The sequence below is a fragment of the Hartmannibacter diazotrophicus genome (assembly GCF_900231165.1).
Lineage (GTDB): Bacteria > Pseudomonadota > Alphaproteobacteria > Rhizobiales > Pleomorphomonadaceae > Hartmannibacter > Hartmannibacter diazotrophicus.
Genome location: NZ_LT960614.1, coordinates 4657543 through 4679457 on the forward strand (window position 1 = coordinate 4657543; position 21915 = coordinate 4679457).

Sequence of the window (21915 nt, forward strand, 5' to 3'; positions counted from 1 at the left end):
GGCGGTCATCGCGACCGACTGTTTATCGGCCCTCGTCTTCGATGGCGCGCCGCAAGCGACGCACCAGGGCGTCGCGTGACCGCTCGTCCGCGGCGCCGGACATCGCCTCGTTGATGTCGAGGATCAGTTCCGACAGGTCGTTGTGCCAGTCCAGCCGCGCGATCTTTTCCGGTGGAAGCCTTGGCGGCGTGGAGATGGAGAGCGAGCGGGCGCCGGTCTCCGTCAGGCTGAAGCCTTCGTCCAGTACGGGACGGCGGATATGGTCCGGCGCGACCGTGCCGGCCAGCCGGCCTGCCAGCGCATCCATGGCGTCCGGTTCGCCGTGCACCAGGAAGAGGTCATGCCGCAGCGGAAGCCTTTCCCGGACCCACTGCACCAGTTCCGGGCCATCCGCATGCCCCGAATAGAGGTTGATCGACCGGATCCTCGCCCGGACGGAGAACTCTTCGCCCTGGATGCGGACCGTCTGAGCACCGTTCTGGAGGATCCGGCCAAGCGTTCCCTCGGCCTGGTACCCGGTGAGGAGGACCGTCGCCTCCTCGCGCCAGATCCAGTTCCGAAGCCGGTGCCGGATGCGGCCCGCCTCGCACATCCCCGAGGCTGCGATGACGATATGGAACCCCCGCACTTGGTCCAGTGCGATGCTCTGCTCGCGCGTCTCCGTGAAATGGAGGTGGTCCGACCTGATCCCGCGCGTGAGATTGGCGCCGCCTTCAAGCTCCCGCGCATGGCGCGCGAAGACCTCGGTCGCGCGCGTCGCAAGCGGGCTGTCCACATAGATCGGGATTGCCGGCAGCGTGCCTTCGGCCATCAGCTGAGCAAGATCGCTGATGAATTCCTGCGCGCGCTCGACCGCGAAGGACGGGATCAGAAGCGCGCCGTCGGGGTTCATCGCCGCACGCACCTCCTCGGCCAGCATGGCCCGCCGGTGTTTCGCGCTGGCGTCGATCCGGTCCGTGTCGCCGTAGGTGGATTCGCAAACGAGGTAGTCGATGCCGCTCGGCCCCTCGGGGTCGGATTGCAGCAGCTTGTGATCCGGCCCGATATCGGCGGAGAACAGGAGCCGCGTGGGCGACGCACCGTGACAGATGAGTTCGACCTCGATGGAGGCCGATCCAAGCAGATGCCCCGCGTTCCAGAACCTGGCCCTGAGGCCCGGGATCACATCGAACCAGTCACCGATCCGCTGCGGCGTGAACTGCTTCAGGCAGGCGGTGGCATCGGCGATCGTGTAGATCGGCGTGACCTTGCCCCGGCGGCGTCTGGCGGCACGCCGGTTATACTGCTCGACCTCGATTTCCTGGATATGCGCGGAATCGGCCAGCATCACGTCGCAGAGATCCATCGTCGCCGGGGTGGCGTGGATCGTCCCCTCGAACCCATGGCGGGTCAGCTTCGGCAACAGCCCCGAATGGTCGATATGCGCGTGGCTCAGGACCACCGCATCGATCTGCCGGGGATCGAAGGGAAAGGGGCGGTAGTTGAGCTCCTTCTCCGTCTTCGAACCCTGGAACAGCCCGCAGTCGATCAGAACCTGCCCCTGCCCCGTTTCCAGCCGGAAGCAGGACCCCGTCACCGCCCGGGCGGCGCCATGGAACGTCAGGATCGGATCGGGAGAAGGCGATGTCGACACGGCCATGCTGCATCTTCCTAGAGAGGGTTGAAATAGCTACCCGACGCAGCCGCAAGGGACACGTGTACGGTAGTCGAGATCGCGGACCTTCACCAGTAAGGACAATTCTGGACGTTGCTACGAACGGCGAGGGCGGAAACCGGAATTCGTCCGCACGCCCGTTTCACACGCGGCGCATGACCAGACTGTAGTCAATGAAGTCTTTGAACCCGGAGACGCGTCCCTCCGGGCCTGTCGCTTCAGTCAACATCAAGCGCAGATTTCCAGCCTTGCCTCACCGCACCTCTCTGCGGCGATACTGGTCCCGGATCTGCTCGATGAAGAAGCTACCCGGCGAGGCCGATTTCAGCAGCGACTGGACGACACTGTGCGGAACCCGGGAGTAGCGGTAGGCCTTGCCATTGGCGAAATTGAGGGTCAGTTCGCCGGAGATGCGGCTGTATCGGACGGAGGAAATGATCTTCGACTTGATTGCGTAGCGCCGCACTAGCATTCGCACCTCTTTCTCGCCAACCCATGCCCCCCAGCCGTGGGAATTCCGGCAAGAAATGCCGCTATCGAAGAGTAAGCGAATTCGCCTCCGCGATCAGCGAAAAAATGCAGTCATTCCCGATTTTGCTTCCACTGGCCGGCCGGGCGCGATAGAAGGGCGCCCATCCCGCGACAACGCATTCGAAAATTCAGGACGGCTCATGGCTCGCCAGTTCATCTACTATATGCACGGCCTCACCAAGGCCTATGGCGGGGGCAAGAAGGTCCTCGACAACATCCATCTGCAATTCTACCCGGACGCCAAGATCGGCGTGCTCGGCCCCAACGGCTCCGGCAAGTCGACGCTGTTGAAGATCATGGCCGGCCTCGACAAGGAATGGTCGGGCGATGCCTGGGTTGCCGAGGGCGCGACCGTCGGCTACCTGCCGCAGGAGCCGCAGCTCGATGCCTCGAAGACCGTCTTCGAGAACGTCCTGGAGGGTGTCGCCAAGAAGAAGGCGATTCTCGACCAGTACAACGAGCTGATGATGGACTACTCGGACGAAAACGCCGAGAAGGCCGCCAAGCTCCAGGACGTCATCGATGCGGAAGATCTCTGGGACCTCGATTCCAAGGTGGAGATGGCGATGGACGCGCTGCGCTGCCCGCCCGGCGATGCCGACGTGGCGCCGCTTTCAGGCGGTGAGAAGCGCCGCGTCGCGCTCGCCAAGCTGTTGTTGTCGGAACCGGATCTGCTGCTCCTTGACGAGCCGACCAACCACCTTGATGCCGAGACGATTGCCTGGCTCGAAAGGCACCTGCGCGAGTTCAAGGGCTCCGTGCTGATCGTCACCCACGACCGCTACTTCCTCGACAATGTCACCGGCTGGATCCTGGAGCTCGACCGCGGCCGCGGCATTCCCTACGAGGGCAACTACTCGGCCTATCTGGAAAAGAAGTCCAAGCGCATGGAGCAGGAGGGCCGCGAGGATGAGGCCCGCCAGAAGGCCCTCATGCGGGAACGCGAGTGGATGGCCGCCTCGCCCAAGGCCCGCCAGACCAAGTCGAAGGCGCGTATTCAGGCCTATGACGAACTGGTCAGGAAGTCCGAGGAACGTCAGGCCACCGGCCAGGCGCAGATCGTCATCCCGGCCGGCGAGCGTCTTGGCGACAACGTCATCGCGGTCGACCACCTCTCCAAGGGCTACGGCGACCGCCTGCTGATCGACGACCTTTCCTTCAAGCTTCCCCCCGGCGGCATCGTCGGCATCATCGGCCCGAACGGCGCCGGCAAGACGACGCTGTTCCGCATGATCACCGGCCAGGAAAAACCCGACGTCGGCGAGATCAAGATCGGCGAGACGGTGCATCTCGGCTATGTCGACCAGAGCCGCGACAGCCTTAACCCGAACAAGACCGTCTGGGAGGAAATCTCCGGCGGCCTCGACGTGATCACGCTCGGCAAGCGCGAGATCAACTCGCGGGCCTATTGCGGCGCCTTCAACTTCAAGGGCGGCGACCAGCAACAGAAGGTCGGCACGCTCTCCGGCGGCCAGCGCAACCGCGTGCATCTGGCCAAGATGCTGAAGGCCGGCAACAACGTGCTCCTCCTCGACGAACCGACCAACGACCTCGACACCGAGACGCTGGCCGCCCTTGAGGACGCGCTGGAGGAATTCGCCGGCTGCGCCGTGGTCATCAGCCACGATCGTATGTTCCTCGACCGCCTCGCCACCCACATCCTCGCCTTCGAGGGCGACAGCCATGTGGAATGGTTCGAGGGCAACTTCGAGGACTATGAGGAAGACAAGAAGCGCCGGCTTGGCCCGGACGCAGTGCTGAACCCGCACCGGATCAAGTACAAGCCGCTGACGCGCTGAGCAGGCGGTATCATGACGTGACGGCGGGCGGCCCAGGGGCCGCCCGTTTTCGTTTGTCGCGACGAACGAAGCGGCGGCCGCACGCCGCTCCGGACCTCCCGGGATCGACCGTATCGCGGATCGGCGAGTTGGGCCGGCGACAGCCTTACCAAGCTGTAACTTGACCATTCCGCACAACTTATGGCTCGGTTACCTCCACAAAGTGGCAGGGGGCACGGGTAAAGGGATTGAATTTATTCAGCCTTTGTCCGCCGTGGACCGGCGTGCCCTGAAACATGAAGCACCGAATTTCCGGTGACGTTGGAGGGAGAACCACGATGAAGACATTGACCGCCGCTATGGCGGCATTGGCCGCTTGCGCCTTCGCCGGATCGGCCAATGCCGAACCGCTTTGCAGCGGCAAGGATCTCGGCTTCGCGGGCCTTCTTGCCAAGTGCAACCGCGGCGAGACGATCGAGCTGACGCTTTCTTCCGGCAAGCCGCTCTATGCGGGCGAAGGAACGATCAAGCTCCAGTCCGGCGCCTACTACACGATCGCGATCACGGCGGACGGGTCGGCGGAGCTTGCGGTCACCGGGCCGGAGTTCTTCCGCGCGGTCTGGCTGAACGAGATCGTCATCAACAACATCGAGGTCCGCCCGATGGCGATCGATTCCCTTGAATTCGACGACGCCGGCACAGCGGAAATCTCTTTCATCGCCATCAAGCCGGGCCGCTTCGACCTGCACATCCCCGGCACCCACAGCGACACGCAGAGTGTGAAATTCTCGATCCAATAACGAAGGGGGAGGAAACAATGTTGAGGACAGCTCTTTTCGCCGGCGCTCTTGTGCTTCTGCCGGCCTCGGCCATGGCCAGTGACATCCCGCAGGAGTCGATCGACAAGATCAACGCCGTCCTGTCGGACATGAAGTGCCAGGTCGATTCCGCCGACATCGAGGCCGATGGCGACGGCTATGAACTCGACGACATCTTCTGCGAGGACGGCCAGTACGACATGGACATGAACGCATCCTTCGAGGTGGTCGGCAAGAAGAAGGAGTGACGGCCGGGCGGCGCGCCTGGCTGCTCCGGACACATCGCCTTTCCAGATGACGGGGGCGGCCTTCGGGTCGCCCTTGTTCTTTCGTTCACTGCGATGTCGGTCGCAGGCCACGACCCGATCTTCCGGCCAGACCGGACCGGAGGGTGACAAACCGGTGGCCTCTGACACAATCGGGCGCAACGATTCGCCCGGGAGCTTGGCCATGCCTGACTGGTCCGCGACGCAGTATCTCAAATTCGAAAGCGAGCGGACGCGTCCGGCACGCGACCTGCTCGCCCAGGTGCCCCTCGACCGGCCCGCGCGGGTGGTGGACATCGGCTGCGGCCCGGGCAATTCGACAGAACTGCTGAGAGCCAGATGGCCGGACGCCGACCTGACGGGCGTCGACACCTCGCCCGACATGCTGGCCAAGGCACGCGTCCGCCTCCCCGATGTTCGCTTCGAGCAGACCAATGCCAGGGACTGGCAACCGGACGGCCCGGTCGACGTCATCTTCGCCAACGCGGTATTCCAGTGGCTGCCGGATCATGTCGACGTGCTCACCCGCCTGATGGGAAAGCTCGCGCCCGGCGGCGTCCTTGCCGTCCAGATGCCCGACAACATGGATGAGCCGGTGCACGTCCTGATGCGCGACACGGCCGCCGAAATGCCCTTCTGGAGCCTCCTGAAGGATGCCGCTCGTCCGTCGTTGCCGTCGGTGCGGACCTACTACAACGCCCTGTTGCCGAAGGCCAAGGTCATCGACATCTGGCACACGGTCTACAACCACGCGCTGACCGACGCCGATGCGATCGTGGAATGGGTCAGAAGCACCGGGCTCAAGCCCTTCCTCGACCCACTCGACGAGACGCAGCAAAAGCAGTTTCTGACAGCCTACAGGCACAAGGTCGCCATGGCCTACCCGCCGCTTGCCAACGGCAAGGTGCTCCTGCGCTTTCCCCGCCTCTTCATCATCGCCGCCAGGGCGTAGCGCGCCTCGCATCCTCGCCCGAAGGCCGCGCCGCCGATACATTTTGCGACAGCTTCGGCATAGTTTTTCGAATTGTTCAGATTACAAAGTGACCATCCCAGGGAGTCCTGGAGCCCGGCCACCGCGCGGGACCCCGTCAATTTGAAGGTATTGCCATGACGACCGCGACTGCCGCATCGCCCCGCCCCGCGTCCTACAGCGCGCTTCAGATCGCACTCCACTGGATCATCGCCGCCCTCATTCTCTTCCAGCTTGTCTTCGGCGAAAGCATGGGCCGACTCGGCTGGTTGCTCCGCAACAACCAGACGCCGACGGCGACGGACTATCTGATGGCCGATCTGCACATCTATGTCGGTGTCGCCGTGCTGGTGCTGGCGCTGTGGCGCCTGATGATCCGCGTCCGGCATGGCGCCCCGGCCGCCCCGGAAGGAGGCAACCCTCTTCTGGAGAAGGCGGCGACGGCCATGCATCACCTGTTCTACGTGCTCCTGATCGGCATGCCGGTTACCGGCCTGATCGCGGAATACCTGTTTCACTCGATGGGCGAGATTCACGAGTTGGGCAAACCCGTCTTCATCATCTTCATCGTCGTCCACGCCGCCGCTGCCCTCTATCACCAGTATGTGCTCAAGGACGGCGTCCTGACGCGGATGCTCCGCCCGAACTGACAAGCCACAGGCAACCGTCACCGTTCTCAAGGGAGCCGGGTCCAGCACCTGGCTCCCTTTATTATGCCGATATCGTTGAACGGTATGTTTGCGCCGCCCTGGATTGTCCAGACGCCGCTCTCCGCTAACATATAGACCTGAAGCCGCATCAATCCTTCGCCGCATATGGAGAAATTCCTGCGCGGCGCGGAATTTGGTGCGTTGCCGCACGCGATTCCGGCTCCGGAGGCGCATTTTCAATTGTTCACGAATTTGTGATAATGAAACAGGAGTGATTGATGAAGAAGGCCCTGCTGCTTGCCTCGGCCCTGATCCTCTCGTCCGCGAGCATGGTGTTCGCGGCGCCCGAGAAATACGAACTCGACTCAAGCCATTCCCAGGTGACGTTCACCTACAATCACCTCGGCTTTTCCAATACCGTCGGCATGTTCTCCGGCTTCAAGGGCGAACTGATGCTCGACCAGGACGATCCGTCCAAGTCGACGGTCTCCGTCTCGATCGACACCGCCTCGCTGCTCACCGGCTGGGCCGAGCGCGACGCCCATTTCAAGACCGATGACTTCTTCGGCGCAGACAAGACGCCGACGATCACCTTCGTCTCCAACAAGGTCGAGGTGACCGGCGAAAAGACAGCGCTCATCACTGGCGATCTGACCATGAACGGCATCACCAAGCCTGTCGTCCTCGATGCCGCCCTCAACCAGATGGGCGAGCACCCGATGGCCAAGAAGGCCTGGGCGGGCTTCGATGCCACGACGACGATCCTTCGTTCGGACTTCGACATGGGCATGTTCGCGCCCTACGTCTCCGACGAGGTCAAGCTCAAGATCTCGGTCGAGGCCGGCAAGGCCGGGTAACCGACGGCCGGCCTTTCGCCGGTCTGTCAGAGACAACGGGGCGTGAATCCGGAAGCGGATTTGCGCCCCGTTTTTTGTCGCCCCCTCCCCTCGAAAGGCTCTCCGGCCCGCCATCTCCCGAACGGGCATCGATCCGGCAGAGCCGACGCGGTCTCCAGACCTGAAGCAGAAATGCGCCTGTCGCCCGATTGAATGCGCATTTTCTTGCAAACGTTGACGTCACTGCCGGGCTGTGGCCGGCAATGGAGGCAAGGTCCGGAACGGGGAGGCAGAGCAGCATGCCACGGAGCCCGACGTCATTGCAGGCGCTCCTGACGCTGGCACTCATCGCGTTTGTGCCGACCGGCCGCGGCCTCGCCTCGGAGATCCATTCGCTCTCCGAACTTGCTCCCCCGCAGGCCGTCGAGGCGCTTGAGCAAATTCCGGATCCGGGACGCAGGCTCCTCGCTCTCAGAAGCTATCTGAGAACCGGGTCGGACCTCGCCGCCCGGTGGAGCTGGACCGAAGAGGAAATCGAGGCATTTCAGGGATCGGACGATCAACGCGCGCTTCTGGCCGAGGTCGCCGCCATTGCCGACCACTTCGCCAGGGCCAATCCGGGCTTCGAGATCTATGCCAACACCAGGGTGCGCAGTCTCGACGTCCAGATCAGCAACTGGAACAGCAACGAATCCGTCGGTGCTGCGGCAGCAGAAATCCTGTCAGCGGCCAAGGAAGAGTTCGGCAGCGACGATAAGTCTTTCGCTGACGTCGATCCGGATGACCTGCGCGCCTGGCTGGTCGGCTTCACCGGCAAGACATGGGCGAATATCGCCGCCCCGGGGCTCACCGCCCACGGTCAGGGACATGCGATCGATTTTCAGGTGATGAAAGACGGGCACATCATCGCCGGGGCCGATTCCGGCGAGATCGAGCAAGTCTGGCGAGCCGAAAAGTGGGACGAGAAATTGAAGGCCAGCATCGATGCCGCCGGCCCGTCCTTCCATGGCCCGCTCGCCTCGCCCGACGAGCCCTGGCACTACGACTACGACCCGGCTCTCCCGGAGACTGAAATGACGACGGTGGCGAACGGCCCGATCCTTCCGAGACCGCGCCCGCCTCACCAGGAATGACGGCCCAGAGCCCATGCATGCAAGCGGTCGTCCGGCCAGGAGCCCCTCGCAAGGGCAGACCATCTGATCTGGCAAGTGCCCTGCAGTCGAATAATCAGCACACACCTTCGTGTGACATTGGCATCAATTTTGCCACCACTCCTTGCATCGCGGCAAAAGCTAACTCCAAACCAGGCGCAATATCTCAAAAAAGTGGGCAAGCCCTTGTTCCTGGTGCCCCTTACTCCACCAGAGTCGCAAAAGAAAAATCTATGAGACTATCGATGCATAATATCTACAATTTTAATGCGGCGATTAAACGCAACAATATCAATATGAATCGGTGTTTAATTCCAAATTGAATCGTATAGATGAATAAATACAGTATTCTGTAAGAAATTTTCTCGTGCATTAAAGCTAAAAAAGGCTGCATATGAGATTAAAAACTTACGATCTATTAGCCGTTACAGCGTTACTGACATTAACTGCCTACGTCGCCGTTAGATTCGTCAACTTCAATATTCCGCCATTCGAGGATGCAGCAATCCTCATGCGTTATGCAGGGCATCTTGCAGAAGGTTACGGTGTCGTCTGGAATATTGGCGAGCAACCCGTCGACGGCGCAACAGATTTTCTCTTCATGGTATTCGTATCAATACTAAAATACACAGGCACATCACTCGAACAATCAACACGAGTGATTTCTATATCCTCGCATTTTATAAGCATTCTTCTGATATACGCTGGCATGAGAAAAGTACAAAAATCAGGAATCATTCCGGCATTCATCAGCGCTACATACTTCGCAATAGGGCCAGGATTGTTCCTCGCTGCTGCTTATTTCGGAACGCCATTCTTCACACTCGGCGTTATATCCTCCTGGATTCTTGCTCAAAATCTACTTTTTACCAGCAACAGAACCATTGCTAACTATGCCTATTTTTCCATCTCCTGCCTAATAACAAGCCTCATTAGACCAGAAGGCGCGCTGATTTCCGCCTTTATGCTAATGGCCATCAGCATGCTCATTCCCCGGAAAAATACCCTGCTGCTAACTGAAGTTTTTTCGATAGTATTCGTAACTTTAGGGGGTATATATTTTATATGGCATTGGAAATATTTTGGACATCCACTCCCAAACCCCTACTACAAAAAGGGCGGAGGGCAATTTTATTTGGATGGACTCAAGAATTCCGTGAAGGCTAGCCTATCTCTAGGGCTACCTTTCATTCCTATAGTTTTGCTGTCCATTCGCTCTCGCCAAACATTGCTGAAGGGCACCGCATTTGTCATTCCAATTTTGGGTTCCACTTGCATGTGGTCGCTACTTTCAAATGAGATGAACTTCGGCGCACGTTTCCAATACCCAATACTTGCTCTATGGGTTTTGTCTTGGTTCCCCTTGATACGCGATATACCATCGGAGTTCGCAATTTTATGCGGGAGAAAATGCACATTTAGCATAATGCAAAAGACCGCAGCGTTATTATTTATTTCATTTATTATAGCTTCTTTCTTTAAGACACAATTTTATAACTCAAAAGGAATTACATATTACAAAGATGGACGATATGATATTGGAGTAATGCTTGAGAGGTACGCAGATCGCGGCTACACGATTGCCACGACGGAAGCGGGATTGCTGCCCCTGTATTCAAAATGGCGCGCTCTGGATACTTGGGGGCTAAATGATGAGTGGATTGCGCATAGCGGAAAGCTCACTCTGAGCTACCTCCATGAAAAGAGACCCGACATCATAGTCTGGCACTCTGATTTCTCTCCTTGCCACCCCCCTTCAACTAAATCTGACTCTGATCTGTGGTCAGACCAAGTGATGACATTGAAGCAGTATGCGGAACAGAATAAATTTACGTTAGCCGCAGTGTTCGGAACAAGACCAGACGACACCCATTATTACTATGTTCGATCAGATCTCCCTGAAAGCAATCAAATTGGGGATTCAATTCGATCCACGCCATACACTTGGTTTACAAATGGTCGTTTAAGCAAAAATTACATACAAGAACAATGCGTTCTTTAGAGGATATTATTTGACAAGAATCATTTTGAGATCACTGCCAAGAGAATGAAGTGACAGTGATAAAATGATCCATCACTGAGTTAGATTTTTTAGGGCGCATTTTCCGTGGAAGGGAGTGACGTCGATGAATAAGACGCCGATTTCATATTTGCGGATCGTCGCTGTGCTTAGGCAACCGGAGATGGGGCAAGCCATATGTCGATGATCCGGCGCTTCCTGCGGTCGCGTCGACTTCTTATGAAGCGCGATGACATTCACGCCCGGCATCATTTCGAAAATTTCAGAATTTTCCCGGTGCACTTTCCGGGCTTTCGCGTGCAAGCGGATGAGTACCCCCCAAGGGGTAGCTCGGCGGGCCTTTGCGCTAATTCGCGATCCGTCATGTTGGCCCAGATCGAAATTGGCCACGGACGATTGAGGCTCAACTCTGCCGAAATTCTTGTTCGGTGTTGACCGGGTGTTGACCGAGCCCAAAAACAACAAAGGCTGCCTTGCGGCAGCCATCGTCAAGACTCTGATTTTCCTCTGAGAAACTGGAGCGGGCGATGGGATTCGAACCCACGACCCCAACCTTGGCAAGGTTGTGCTCTACCCCTGAGCTACGCCCGCATATCCAGTTCATCGGCTTCGGAAAAATGAAGAGCAAGCTCTCGCCGAAGCCGCGCCTATATGAACCAACTTCCCGGCGAATGCAACAGGCAAACGACGCTTTTTCATCGGCCGCATGAAAAATCTCCAAGCCGGGGAAAACGCCGGCAAATCGCCGGAAAAGCAGCCTGCCGTTCCGGCGATTCCCGTCCGGACGAAGCCGCCAGCCGGGCAGAGACAGCCGTCGATCCGCCAAACTTCGGCGCCGCTTGGCTGACCGTCAAGAATGACCTTCGCTTGCGCCCGCCGATCGGCTAGACATCGGGAAAGGCGCGCTGACGGGGCGTCTCACCTTATCCCGGCAGATCCGCGACACCATCCGGGCGGACCGGAGCCTGCGACACCAGCAAGGTCTCCGCCAGTTCGCCCTGCCCGTGCAGAAAGCAGGTTCCTGAATGCTCCCCGACGATATTGCCGCCCGCTTCGCCTTCGCCTGCGAGCTTGGACGAGAGGCCGGCGCGCTGGCTCATCAGTATTTCGAGAAACTGGAAACGCTGACCATCCGGTCGAAGGGCGTGCAGGATCTCGCCAGCGAAGCGGACGTCGAGACGGAGATCCTGATTCGCCGCAAGATCAGCGAAGCCTTTCCCGATGACGGCTTCCTCGGCGAGGAAACCGGCATGACCGAGAACGAGACCGGCGGAGGCATCTGGGTCGTCGACCCGATCGACGGCACGCAGCCCTTCGTCAGCGATCTTTCGTCCTGGTGCGTCTCGATTGCCTATGTCCTCGACGGCGAGATCGAGATTGGCGTCATCTATGCCCCGGTCCGCGATGAGTTCTTCGCCGTCCGGCGCGGCGAGCCGGCCACCCTGAACGGACGGCCCATCGCGGTCAGCACCAGCGCCGGCCTCGACCAGGGCCTCGTCAGCGTCGGCTATTCGACACGTATCGGCCCTGACACGCTCCTATCGGTCATGGCAAAGCTCCTGAAGCAGGGCGGGATGTTTCACCGCGAGGGTTCGGGGGCGCTCAGCCTGTGCTACGTCGCCTGCGGCCGGCTGATCGGCTATGTCGAGACCCATATCAACGCCTGGGACTGCCTGGCGGCGATCGCCATCATCCATGGAGCCGGCGGCCGGACCAATGATTTCCTGGCCGGAGATGGCCTGAGGAAGGGCAATCGCGTCATCGCGGGATCGCCGACCCTCTACCCCGCCCTCGAAGCACTCCTGGACGTCTGACAGTTCCCGCAATCAGGCGGAAGTGTGACATCAATGCCGCATCGACGGCCGTTCGACGTCGAATCGGCCGGAGTCCGATTGCACTATTTCCCATCGCACTTATCCTTTGAGGGCTTGCTGGGGCTTGCCTTTCGTCTTCGACATGCGAAGCGATCGACCGCTGGGTCAGCCAGAACGCCACCATGGACCAGAGGTGACGTGCTTTTTCGCAGGAAACCGATCCAAACTGACGACCGAGGCCGTGCGCAGTCGGGTCCGCCCGACTCCATGACCCCAGCTGACGTGCGGAGAATTTGAACGGCTGACCGACAGGCAGGACAGCGTTCAACCGATAGACCCTGGAGATAAGGTCGCTGACCGAGCGGAGATTGGGATTGTTCGAGGCCCTCCTTGCCATCCTGAAAGATTTTGCGAAGACCGACCCCGAAGGCCTCGACGACGCCACGCTCGACGTCGATGTCCGCGTCGCGTCGGCTGCTCTTCTGGTGCACACGATCGCGGTCGACGGCGCGGCGACCCCGGCCGAGCGCGAGGCCTTGAAGCGCGCGCTCACGACAACTTTCAATCTCAGCAAGTCCCAGACGGCCCGCCTGATCGAGGAGGCCCAGCGCCGCGATCTGGAATCCGTCGATCTGTCCGGCTTCACGGCCGTTCTCAACCGTCACATGGACGAGACCGGCCGCCGGCATATCGTGGAAATGCTCTGGGAGCTCGTCTACGCCGACGGCGCCGCGCAGGAGGTGGAAGACGATATCGTCTGGCGCATCGCCGACCTGCTCGGCGTGCCGGCCGATGTCCGCACCGATCTGAAACGACGCATCGCCACCAGTACGACGGACTAGCGGCCGAGATTAGTTAGCCGCCTTTGTTCGGCGATGCTCCGGCGCCCGGCACCTGCGTCGGCAGCGGGATAGGCCCGACCTCGTCGCCTCGCGGTGCAGCCTTCGCGGCGGCCTTCTCGCCGCCCTGGCCAAGCGGGACAACGTCCACCGCGACATCGAGCGTGTCGTCGCCGGCACTGACGTATACGCCCTCCATGGGCGAGACATCCGCATAGTCCCGCCCGATGGCGAGCAGGATATGATCTTCTCCGGAGGGGATGTCGTTGGTCGGGTCGAGCCCGATCCAGCCGACGTCCGGCCCACACCAGACCTCCACCCAGGCATGCGTGGCGTCGGCCCCTTCCAGCCTCGGCTGGCCCGGCGGCGGCAGGGTACGCAGATAACCGCTGACATAGCCGATCGGAAGGCCGAGCGAGCGCATGCCGGAAATCATCACATGGGCAAAGTCCTGACAGACGCCGCGGCGATGCTTGAACGACTCGATCGGCGGCGTCGTCGCCGTGGTGACGCCCGGCTCATAGGTGAACTCGGTATGAATCCGGCTCATCAGGGCTGAAGCCCCGGCCAGAATGGGTCTGCCGGGCGGGAAGCAGTCGGCGGCCCAGTCCCGGATCTCGGCTTCAAGCGGAACGCTGCGGCTCGGAAAGATGAAATGCACGGGAGAAAGCGGCGAGAGGTCGTCGCTGCGCGCCACCATGTCCCGCACCTCTTCCCAAGGCGGCGTCAACCCGGGAAGAAACGGCTCGCTGACCGCCACCTCGACACGGGCCTTGAGCTCGATGACGAGTTCCTCGTGCGGAACATCGATGGCGACGAGCGCCGCCCGGTTGCCGAAGAAGTCCAGTTCCTCGCGATACTCGACCGGTTTCGGATCGATCGACAGCGTGCTGAGAATGACCCGCTGGCCCGGCCGGTTGACCGGCGCCATGCGCAGGATATGGCGCGAGAAGGGAACGGTCGCCGCGTATTTGTAGGTCGTGACCTGGCGCACGTCGTAGATCATGCAAGATCCTCCGCCGCCAGCGACTTGCCGCGCCGCGACACCGCCCGGTGGGTGAAGAAGCGCACCGAGATGGATTCGGCGAGCGCATAGAGCTCGTCGATCAGCGCCAGCAGGCTTTCCCGTGTCACGTCCTCCGCCTGCACCGTCTGCAGGTCGGCGAGGATACGCCGCGCCAGACGCACCGGCTCGGTCGGCCGCCCTGCCGCCATCGCCGTCGGCAGCAGCGGCAGATCCTCGCTGATGCGCACGGCCTGGAAGGCGACGGATCGCGGATTGTTGTCGTCGAGGACCAGAAGGTCCATCACCGGTGTCCGCGACGTGGTCATCACGTAGCGCGACCGGTAGGTGATCTGGCTGTCGCCAAGCTCCAGAATGAGGTCCAGCGCGCTCTGGCGCAGCGGCTCCTGCGCCAGCTGCGCCATGAAGCGGGCCGTGGTGACCGCGCGCTCGATGCGCCGGCCGAGTTCCAGGAACCGCCAGCCGATCAGCCGGTTCATGTTCTCGCTGGCAAGACCCGAGAAGGCCGCGATCAGACGCAGCGCGCTGCTCACCTCCTCGAAGGCATCGCTGGCAGTAAGCTTGCGGTTCTTGATGCTATGGAATTGATTGGCAAGATCGGTGACCACCTGAAAGGCGTCCGGCGCCATGCGGTCGCGGATGACACCGGCCGCAAAGCGCGCCGACCGTGTCAGCGAGGGAACCGCACCGATGGCCGACTGGTCAGTGATGGCAGTTATCGCAAGGCGCACATTCGAGGGATGCCGGATTTCCTCGTCTTCCGGCAGCGCACCATTCTCGTGCAGAGCCGCCACCAGACCCTCGATGACGTCGCCGTCGCCCACGGTCTCCACGGCCCGCGCCAGCAGCGCCCGGACAATTCTCAGCGTTCCCTCGCAGCGCTCCAGATAACGCCCGAGCCAGAACAGGTTGTCCGCCGCCCGGCTTGGCAGCGTTCCGATCGTGCGGCGGATCCTGACGTTCTGGTTCTTGGGAAGAAGCGTCGTCTCCTCGACCGGCTCGTCGCCGAGCACCCAGACATCGGCGACCCGCGCCTGGGTCTGGAGCGACACGGCCCGGGCATCCTGATCGTCGGAGACGCGGCAGAAGCCGCCCGGCATGACGGTCCAGTCATCGTCGCCCGTCGCTGCCACGAAGAGGCGCAGGATGAACGGGCGCGGTACCAGACGCCCGTCCTGCCACACCGGCATGGTCGAGAGCTTGACGGCTTCCTGGCCGACAAAGTCGATGCCGCGCTGCGCGATCCGGCCGACGAGATCCGCCTTCTGGTCGGGCGAGAGTCCCGCCCCCAGCGCGACGGCCCGGTCCGGAAGGCCGGGCACCTGGGCACCGAAGGCCGGTGCGATCGCCAGCTTGTCGAATTCCGAAAGCACCACGGCGCGCTCGCGCTCCTGGCCGCACCACCATGTGGCGACATTGGGCAGCATCAGGTCTTCGCCGAGGACATGCCGGGCGAGCGCCGGCATGAAGCCCATCAGCGCGCGCGATTCCACGAGGCCCGAGCCGAGCGAATTGGCCATCGCGACCGCTCCCTCGCGCACGGCCTGCACGAGGCCGGGGACCCCGAGCCAGGATTGGCTGCGAAGCTCGAGCGGATCGGCGAAATCCGCATCGAGCCGGCGCAGCAGAACGTCGACACGGCGCAGCCCCGAAACGGTGCGCACATAGACCTTGCCTTCGCGCACCGTAAGATCGTCACCCTCGACGAGCAGCAGGCCGAGATAGCGCGCCAGATAGGCATGCTCGAAATAGGTGTCGTTGAGCGGCCCCGGCGACAGCAGGCAGACCCGCGCCTCCGCCTTCGCATTGATCTGGTTGAGGTCGGTCTGGAAGGCCTGGAAGAAGGATGCGAGCCGCTCGACATTCAGCGAGCGATAGACGTGCGGCAGCGCACGCGACAGGGCAAGCCGGTTTTCCAGCGCATAACCGGCGCCCGACGGCGCCTGGGTGCGGTCGGACAGCACCCACCAGCGCCCGCGCGGCCCACGCCCGACGTCGACCGCATAGATTCGCAGATGCCGGCCGCCCTTCGGCTTGGCCCCCACCAGCGGACGCATGAACTCCGGGCTGCCGGCGATCACCGCCGCGGGTATGACGCCATCGGAAACGAGGTCCGCCTCCCCGTAGGCATCCTGCAGCAAGGCTTCCGCAAGGCGCGCCCGCTGGATCACCCCGGTCTTCAGGTCGGCCCACTCGGTAGCATCGATCACCAGCGGCACATGGGCGAGCGGCCACGCCCGTTCGGAACCGGCCTTGTCGTCGTAGACGCGGTAGAAGACGCCGGAATCCCTCAGATGCCGGTCGGCGGCCTGGAAGCTGTGCGCGACGGACTCCGGCCCCATCGCCGCCAGCCACTCGAGCAGCGGCCGCCAGTGCGCGCGCGGTTCGCCGTCGTCGCCGATCATTTCGTCATAGACGCCGGCGAGCGGACGATAGTCATCGATCAGGTCGGCGAGCCGGCGCTGCACGAGGGTTGCTCTCGTCTGTTCTTCTTCCTCAACGAGCGACATCGTCGCCGTTCCCCTCTCGGCAGCCCTCTTGTCCATCCCTTGCCCGATCGATCACCCCCTGCGATGCCAAACCGTGCCTGGCCTTTTGCAGACGTTCCAGACTATCCGGAATTGTTCACCGGCAATCAAGTCTTTGCAGCGTGGGTCATATCCACGACGGCCGCCTGAGATCGAGCGTCGTCGGGAAATAGGGATTGGATTCGGCCACCGGCGGCACCATCGGACCGGGGGTATGGCCGAAGGGCTCGAAACGCGCCAGCCGCCGCGCCTCGGCTTCGTAGGAGTTGACGGGGAAGACATCGTAGTTGCGCCCGCCCGGATGGGCGACATGATAGACGCATCCGCCGAGCGACCGCCGCGACCACATGTCGTAGAGGTCGAAGGTGAGCGGCACCTGCGTCGGCAGCGTCGGGTGCATGCCAGAGGCCGGCTGCCAGGCCTTGAAGCGCGCGCCGGCGACATATTCGCCGTTGCGGCCCGTCGGTGTCATCGGCATGCGGCGCCCGTTGCAGGTGGCGATATGCCGGGCCGGATTGAAGCCCTCGACGCGCAGCTGCATCCGCTCCACCGAACTGTCGACATAGCGCACCGTGCCGCCGATCGCGCCTTCCTCTCCCATCACATGCCAGGGTTCGAGCGCCTGCCTCAGCTCCATGACGACGCCGGCATGCTCGACCTGGCCATAGAAGGGGAAGCGGAACTCGCGCTGCGCCTCGAACCAGACCGGATCGACGTCATAGCCGCCGCGTTCCTTCAGGTCGCGCAGGATTTCAAGGAAATCGGCCCAGACGAAATGCGGAAGCATGTATTTGTCATGCAAATCCGTACCATGGCGAGTGAGCGGACCGTCCTGCGGCTCGTTCCAGAACCACGCGATCAGCGCACGCAGGAGCAACTGTTGCGCAAGGCTCATGCGCGCATCCGGCGGCATCTCGAAGGACCGGAATTCGATCAGCCCCAGCCGGCCGGTCGGTCCGTCCGGCGAATAGAGCTTGTCGATGCAGATTTCAGAGCGGTGCGTGTTGCCGGTGACGTCGACCAGAATATTGCGGAACAGCCGGTCGATCAGCCACGGCAGCGGCGGCTGGCCTTCGCCGGGCTTCGGCACGTTGGCCATGGCGATTTCAAGCTCGTAGAGCGAATCGTGCCGCGCCTCGTCGATCCGCGGCGCCTGGCTCGTCGGGCCGATGAAGAGCCCGGAGAAGAGGTAGCTGAGCGAAGGATGCCGCTGCCAGTAGATGACGAGGCTTTTCAGCAGGTCCGGCCGGCGCAGGAAGGGCGAGTCGTTTGGCGTCGCTCCGCCGACCACCACATGGTTGCCGCCGCCCGTGCCCGTATGGCGCCCGTCGATCATGAACTTGTCGGTGCCGAGCCGCGCAAGGCGTGCCTCCTCGTAGACCCCGGTGGTGATGTCGATGCAGTCGCGCCAACTTGCCGCCGGGTGGACGTTGACCTCGATGACGCCAGGATCGGGCGCAACCCGGATCACGTTGATGCGCGGATCGTGCGGCGGCATGTAGCCTTCGATATGCACCGGCAGGCCGAGTTCTTCCGCCGTCACCTCGATGGCGGCCAGAAGCTCCACATAGTCGTCAGCGCGGCTGACTGGCGGCATGAACACGCAGAGCCGGCCGTTGCGCGGCTCGATGGCCAGCGCCGTGCGCACGCTCGCCCCGCCGGTCATCCACTGCGCGACACGCGGGTCGTCCGGGCTGACTTCGCCGGTGCGCCGGTAGGTCTGGTGCAGGATGTCCGGATCCGGCAGATCGTCGCGCGGGATCAGCGGGTCCATCTCGTGGATATAGGGGTAGGCGGACGGCGGAACGTAGGGCAGCGAGGCGAGCGGCAGGCGGTAGCCCGCCGGCGAATCGCCCGGCACCAGAAACAGCTTGCCCCGGCGCACATTCCAGCGCTCGCTGACCCAGCCGAGACCGGCACGCGACTGCCAGCGCTGGACCGGCAAGACGAAGCTGGTCGGCGTTCCGAGCCCGCGCTCGAACACCCGCGCGATGCGCGCGCGATCCTCAGGGTTCTCGAGTTTGGAATCGTCCGTGGTGACGTTCTCCGGCAGTTCCTGTTCCTTCAGGACCCACTGCGCCGGATCCTCGTAGGCAGGCACGACGAAATCAGCCGGAATGCCCAGCCGCCCTGCGATCCGCCGGGTCATCTTGCCTGCGTCCTCGGCCGTCGGCACCGGCATGCCGGTTTCGCGGGCGACGAGGTCCAGATTGCGCCAGAGCGGCTTGCCGTCCTTGCGCCAGTAGAGCGAGAAGGTCCAGCGCGGCAGGCTCTCACCGGGATACCATTTGCCCTGGCCGTAGTGCAGGAAGCCGCCGGGGGCGAAGCGGCTCGCGATGCGGCGGATGAGATCGTCGGCCTTGCCCCGCTTCGACGGCCCGACGGCGGCCGTGTTCCATTCGGCCGACTGGTAGTCGTCGATGGAGACAAAGGTCGGCTCGCCGCCCATCGTCAGGCGCACGTCGCGCGCCTTCAGGTCCGCGTCCACCTTGTCGCCGAGAGCGGCGAGGTTTTCCCAGGCCTCCTGCGAGAAGGGCAGCGTGACGCGCGGCTTTTCCGCAATGCGTGTCACCCGCATGTCGAATTCGAATTCGACCTTGGTGTTCGGCGGAGCCGTGTAGCCGCCGGTGATCGGCGCTGCCGAGCGGTAATGCGGCGTCGCGGCCAGGGGGATGTGCCCCTCGCCGCAGAAAAGACCCGAGGTCGGATCGAGACCGATCCAGCCGGCGCCCGGCAGGTAGACTTCGGTCCAGGCGTGGAGATCCGTGAAGTCGACGTCCGTTCCGGTCGGGCCGTCGAGCGACTTCACGTCCGGCGTCAGTTGGATCAGATAGCCCGAGACGAAGCGCGCCGCGAGCCCAAGGTGGCGCAGGAGTTGAACCAGCAGCCAGGCGCTGTCGCGACAGGAGCCCGAGCGGCGCTTCAGCGTCTCGTCCGGCGACTGGACGCCCGGCTCCATGCGGATTTCATAGGCGATGTCGGTCTGGAGCTTCTGGTTCAACGCCACCAGAAAATCGATGGTCGGCTTCTTCTCGTAGGAAATTTCCGCAAAATACCTGTTGAACAGCACGTCCTCGGTCTCGCGCACCATGTAGGGCGCAAGCTCTATGCCGAGTTCCGGCGTATAGGCGAAGGGAAACTGCTCGGCGTATTCCTCGATGAAGAAGTCGAACGGATTGACCACCGCCATTTCGGCGAGGAGGTCGACCGTGACGGAAAATTCCTTCGTCGGCTCGGGAAAGACGAAGCGGGCCAGCCAGTTGCCATGCGGGTCCTGCTGCCAGTTCACGAAGTGGTCTTCCGGCGTCACCTTCAGCGAATAGCTCGGGATCTGGCTGCGGCTGTGCGGCGCGGGACGAAGGCGGACCGCCTGTGGCGAGAGCGTGACCGGATGGTCGTAGGTGTAGCGTGTCACATGGTGCAGGCTGGTCATGATGGCCATTGCGCGGTGAGACCTCTCTCTGGAACCTGAAACTCAAGGTCTGGCGTCCACCGCCCGACCCGCCATGCGTCGACAAGACCGCTGTTGCTGGACCGTCCCGCAGATTCGGCGGAAGAGCGCGGGCAAGGCGCCGCCGTCATCGGGCCGCAACGCGGCGATCTGCGCCCGTTCGGAATGCCGGAAGCAATCCCGTCGGGCGCATACGTATGTTTGCAGAAAAGACCATGCGCTCCGCAAGTGCAAATGATGCACTGCACCCGATGATCCATGGCCGAAGACCTGACCTTTTCACGACACCCGGTTTGTCGCGGACCGTCATCGGCTCCCTGCCCCGCGAGCGTCCGGTCGGAACAGGTCCGGAAGACCCGCAAGCCGGCCTGCCGGACCGTCCGGGAGAGCGGGCGCGTGCCGTTCACAAAAATGTTAAGCGCCCCTTATCGCCCCCCTCTTGTTTGCACCGAATTGAGGGCCATCTCTTGGCTTGAGGCGGTTATCTGTCATGCCGGCGTGCCCCCCCGTCTAGCCGGCCGAGACCGCCGACGCTGGAGTCCCTCCCAGCGCAGCGCCTCAACGGCGCCGAGCGCCCAGCCCACCAGAGGCTGGGCGCTTTGCTTTTCTGCAGGCGCTCGCATCTCTCGTCGAGTGGCATCCCTCCGGCAACCGGATCCGGACCATTTTCCGCTTGTGCTGAAACGCAAAAAAGGCAGAGTGGCGTCTCCTTTTTGTGGAGTTCCGTTTCCCGCCCATGTCCTCAGCGCTGCTTTCCATCGCGACCTGGAACATCAACTCCGTCCGCATGCGGCGCGGCATCGTGGAACAACTCATCGACCATCATGCACCCGATGTGATCTGCCTGCAGGAGACGAAATGCGCCGACGCGCAATTTCCCTCCGCGGATTTCCGCCGGTTCGGCTACAGCCACATCGCCCTCAACGGCGGACGCGGCGGCTATCACGGCGTCGCGATCCTCTCGCGCTTTCCGCTGCTCGATGTCGACTGCCACGATTTCTGCGCCAAGAACGACCCGCGCCACGTCGCGGTCACGGTGGAACGCGGCGACAAGGCCGTTCGCCTGCACAATTTCTATGTGCCCGCCGGCGGTGACGAGCCGGACCCTGCGATCAATCCGAAATTCGAGCACAAGCTCCAGTTCCTGCAGGAGATGACATCCTGGCTGCCGACGGCCTCGAACGGCCTGCCGGATGTCATCGTCGGCGATCTCAACATCGCTCCTTATGAGAGCGATGTCTGGTCGCACAAGGCGCTGCTCAAGGTCGTGAGCCATACACCCGTCGAATGCGAGGCGCTGGAGGCGCTGCGTCTTGCCGGCGGCTGGACCGATCTGGCGAGATCCTTCCATCCCGAGCCCGAGCGCGTCTACACGTGGTGGAGCTACCGCGCCAAGGACTGGCGGGCCGCCAACAAGGGGCGGCGGCTGGACCACATCTGGACCCATCCCGACCTTGCCGCGAAGGCCCGCTCGATCTCCGTCCTTGTGGATGCCCGCGGCTGGTCGCGCCCGTCCGACCACGTGCCGATCATCGCGCATTTCGATCTCGGCTGAGCCCTCCCGCGCGCCTGTCGATCAGGAATC

Annotated in this window: 17 protein-coding genes and 1 tRNA gene; 11 read left to right on the forward strand and 7 right to left on the reverse strand. The window is 62.3% G+C overall.

Annotated elements, in window-relative coordinates:
* Positions 1-22 precede the first annotated feature (22 nt).
* Both HDIA_RS21575 and HDIA_RS21580 read right to left on the reverse strand, forming a co-directional pair.
* Complete coding sequence (locus HDIA_RS21575) at positions 23-1639, reverse strand: MBL fold metallo-hydrolase RNA specificity domain-containing protein (protein WP_099558028.1); 1617 nt, start codon at positions 1637-1639, stop codon at positions 23-25.
* A gap of 268 nt (positions 1640-1907) precedes the next feature.
* The gene (locus tag HDIA_RS21580) at positions 1908-2120 is read right to left on the reverse strand and encodes a KTSC domain-containing protein (RefSeq protein ID WP_157775769.1); all 213 of its coding nucleotides are present in this window, start codon (positions 2118-2120) and stop codon (positions 1908-1910) included.
* 205 nt (positions 2121-2325) lie between these two features.
* Between HDIA_RS21580 and ettA the strand changes: the two genes are divergently transcribed.
* The 8 genes from ettA (at position 2326) to HDIA_RS25485 (ending at position 10656) form a co-directional block, all read left to right on the forward strand.
* Positions 2326-3984, forward strand: coding sequence for an energy-dependent translational throttle protein EttA (gene ettA, locus HDIA_RS21585; RefSeq protein ID WP_099558030.1), 1659 nt, complete (start codon positions 2326-2328; stop codon positions 3982-3984).
* A gap of 317 nt (positions 3985-4301) precedes the next feature.
* On the forward strand, positions 4302-4763 hold the full coding sequence (locus tag HDIA_RS21590; RefSeq protein WP_099558031.1) for a cupredoxin domain-containing protein: 462 nt from the start codon (positions 4302-4304) through the stop codon (positions 4761-4763).
* A 17-nt stretch (positions 4764-4780) separates the two neighbouring features.
* The gene (locus HDIA_RS21595; protein ID WP_099558032.1) at positions 4781-5029 is read left to right on the forward strand and encodes a hypothetical protein; all 249 of its coding nucleotides are present in this window, start codon (positions 4781-4783) and stop codon (positions 5027-5029) included.
* A gap of 202 nt (positions 5030-5231) precedes the next feature.
* Positions 5232-5999, forward strand: a complete 768-nt coding sequence (tam, locus tag HDIA_RS21600) for a trans-aconitate 2-methyltransferase (RefSeq protein WP_099558033.1) — start codon at positions 5232-5234, stop codon at positions 5997-5999.
* A 155-nt stretch (positions 6000-6154) separates the two neighbouring features.
* A complete protein-coding gene (locus HDIA_RS21605) occupies positions 6155-6667 on the forward strand; it encodes a cytochrome b (protein WP_099558034.1) in 513 nt (170 codons plus the stop codon).
* 278 nt (positions 6668-6945) lie between these two features.
* On the forward strand, positions 6946-7524 hold the full coding sequence (locus HDIA_RS21610) for a YceI family protein (RefSeq protein ID WP_099558035.1): 579 nt from the start codon (positions 6946-6948) through the stop codon (positions 7522-7524).
* A 278-nt stretch (positions 7525-7802) separates the two neighbouring features.
* Positions 7803-8636: a hypothetical protein gene (locus HDIA_RS21615; protein WP_157775770.1), complete on the forward strand. Its 834-nt coding sequence runs from the start codon at positions 7803-7805 to the stop codon at positions 8634-8636.
* A 412-nt stretch (positions 8637-9048) separates the two neighbouring features.
* Entirely contained in the window at positions 9049-10656 is a 1608-nt protein-coding gene (locus tag HDIA_RS25485; protein ID WP_157775771.1) for a hypothetical protein, read from the forward strand.
* A 72-nt stretch (positions 10657-10728) separates the two neighbouring features.
* Here the strand turns inward: HDIA_RS25485 and HDIA_RS25490 are convergent, their stop codons facing one another.
* Together HDIA_RS25490 and HDIA_RS21620 are read right to left on the reverse strand one after the other, a co-directional pair.
* Positions 10729-11166, reverse strand: a complete 438-nt coding sequence (locus HDIA_RS25490; protein WP_157775772.1) for a hypothetical protein — start codon at positions 11164-11166, stop codon at positions 10729-10731.
* 24 nt (positions 11167-11190) lie between these two features.
* Positions 11191-11265 (reverse strand) — tRNA-Gly (locus HDIA_RS21620).
* A gap of 434 nt (positions 11266-11699) precedes the next feature.
* Between HDIA_RS21620 and HDIA_RS21630 the strand changes: the two genes are divergently transcribed.
* On the forward strand, positions 11700-12488 hold the full coding sequence (locus HDIA_RS21630; protein ID WP_099558038.1) for an inositol monophosphatase family protein: 789 nt from the start codon (positions 11700-11702) through the stop codon (positions 12486-12488).
* 374 nt (positions 12489-12862) lie between these two features.
* Positions 12863-13330 (forward strand): tellurite resistance TerB family protein, encoded by a 468-nt coding sequence (locus HDIA_RS21635; RefSeq protein ID WP_157775773.1) that lies wholly within the window; start codon positions 12863-12865, stop codon positions 13328-13330.
* Positions 13331-13343: 13 nt separating this feature from the next.
* On the opposite strand, the gene HDIA_RS21640 is transcribed toward HDIA_RS21635, so the two are convergent.
* The 3 genes from HDIA_RS21640 to HDIA_RS21650 form a co-directional block, all read right to left on the reverse strand.
* Positions 13344-14333 carry a transglutaminase family protein gene (locus tag HDIA_RS21640; RefSeq protein WP_099558040.1) on the reverse strand — a complete coding sequence of 330 codons (990 nt, stop codon included), beginning with the start codon at positions 14331-14333 and terminating at the stop codon, positions 13344-13346.
* Complete coding sequence (locus HDIA_RS21645) at positions 14330-16861, reverse strand: circularly permuted type 2 ATP-grasp protein (protein ID WP_099558041.1); 2532 nt, start codon at positions 16859-16861, stop codon at positions 14330-14332. Before HDIA_RS21645 ends, HDIA_RS21640 begins: the two co-directional genes overlap by 4 nt.
* 145 nt (positions 16862-17006) lie before the next feature.
* A complete protein-coding gene (locus tag HDIA_RS21650) occupies positions 17007-20321 on the reverse strand; it encodes a transglutaminase family protein (protein ID WP_099558042.1) in 3315 nt (1104 codons plus the stop codon).
* Positions 20322-21066: 745 nt separating this feature from the next.
* Between HDIA_RS21650 and HDIA_RS21655 the strand changes: the two genes are divergently transcribed.
* Positions 21067-21885: an exodeoxyribonuclease III gene (locus HDIA_RS21655; protein ID WP_099558043.1), complete on the forward strand. Its 819-nt coding sequence runs from the start codon at positions 21067-21069 to the stop codon at positions 21883-21885.
* Positions 21886-21915 lie beyond the last annotated feature (30 nt).

Excerpts from the sequence above, each read along its gene's own strand:
- HDIA_RS21575 (WP_099558028.1), bottom strand. The coding sequence starts at position 1,639 with ATGGCCGTGTCGACATCGCCTTCTCCCGATCCGATCCTGACGTTCCAT.
- ettA (WP_099558030.1), top strand. The coding sequence starts at position 2,326 with ATGGCTCGCCAGTTCATCTACTATATGCACGGCCTCACCAAGGCCTAT.
- HDIA_RS21590 (WP_099558031.1), top strand. The coding sequence starts at position 4,302 with ATGAAGACATTGACCGCCGCTATGGCGGCATTGGCCGCTTGCGCCTTC.
- HDIA_RS21595 (WP_099558032.1), top strand. The coding sequence starts at position 4,781 with ATGTTGAGGACAGCTCTTTTCGCCGGCGCTCTTGTGCTTCTGCCGGCC.
- tam (WP_099558033.1), top strand. The coding sequence starts at position 5,232 with ATGCCTGACTGGTCCGCGACGCAGTATCTCAAATTCGAAAGCGAGCGG.
- HDIA_RS21605 (WP_099558034.1), top strand. The coding sequence starts at position 6,155 with ATGACGACCGCGACTGCCGCATCGCCCCGCCCCGCGTCCTACAGCGCG.
- HDIA_RS21610 (WP_099558035.1), top strand. The coding sequence starts at position 6,946 with ATGAAGAAGGCCCTGCTGCTTGCCTCGGCCCTGATCCTCTCGTCCGCG.
- HDIA_RS21615 (WP_157775770.1), top strand. The coding sequence starts at position 7,803 with ATGCCACGGAGCCCGACGTCATTGCAGGCGCTCCTGACGCTGGCACTC.
- HDIA_RS25485 (WP_157775771.1), top strand. The coding sequence starts at position 9,049 with ATGAGATTAAAAACTTACGATCTATTAGCCGTTACAGCGTTACTGACA.
- HDIA_RS21630 (WP_099558038.1), top strand. The coding sequence starts at position 11,700 with ATGCTCCCCGACGATATTGCCGCCCGCTTCGCCTTCGCCTGCGAGCTT.
- HDIA_RS21640 (WP_099558040.1), bottom strand. The coding sequence starts at position 14,333 with ATGATCTACGACGTGCGCCAGGTCACGACCTACAAATACGCGGCGACC.
- HDIA_RS21645 (WP_099558041.1), bottom strand. The coding sequence starts at position 16,861 with ATGTCGCTCGTTGAGGAAGAAGAACAGACGAGAGCAACCCTCGTGCAG.
- HDIA_RS21650 (WP_099558042.1), bottom strand. The coding sequence starts at position 20,321 with ATGGCCATCATGACCAGCCTGCACCATGTGACACGCTACACCTACGAC.
- HDIA_RS21655 (WP_099558043.1), top strand. The coding sequence starts at position 21,067 with ATGTCCTCAGCGCTGCTTTCCATCGCGACCTGGAACATCAACTCCGTC.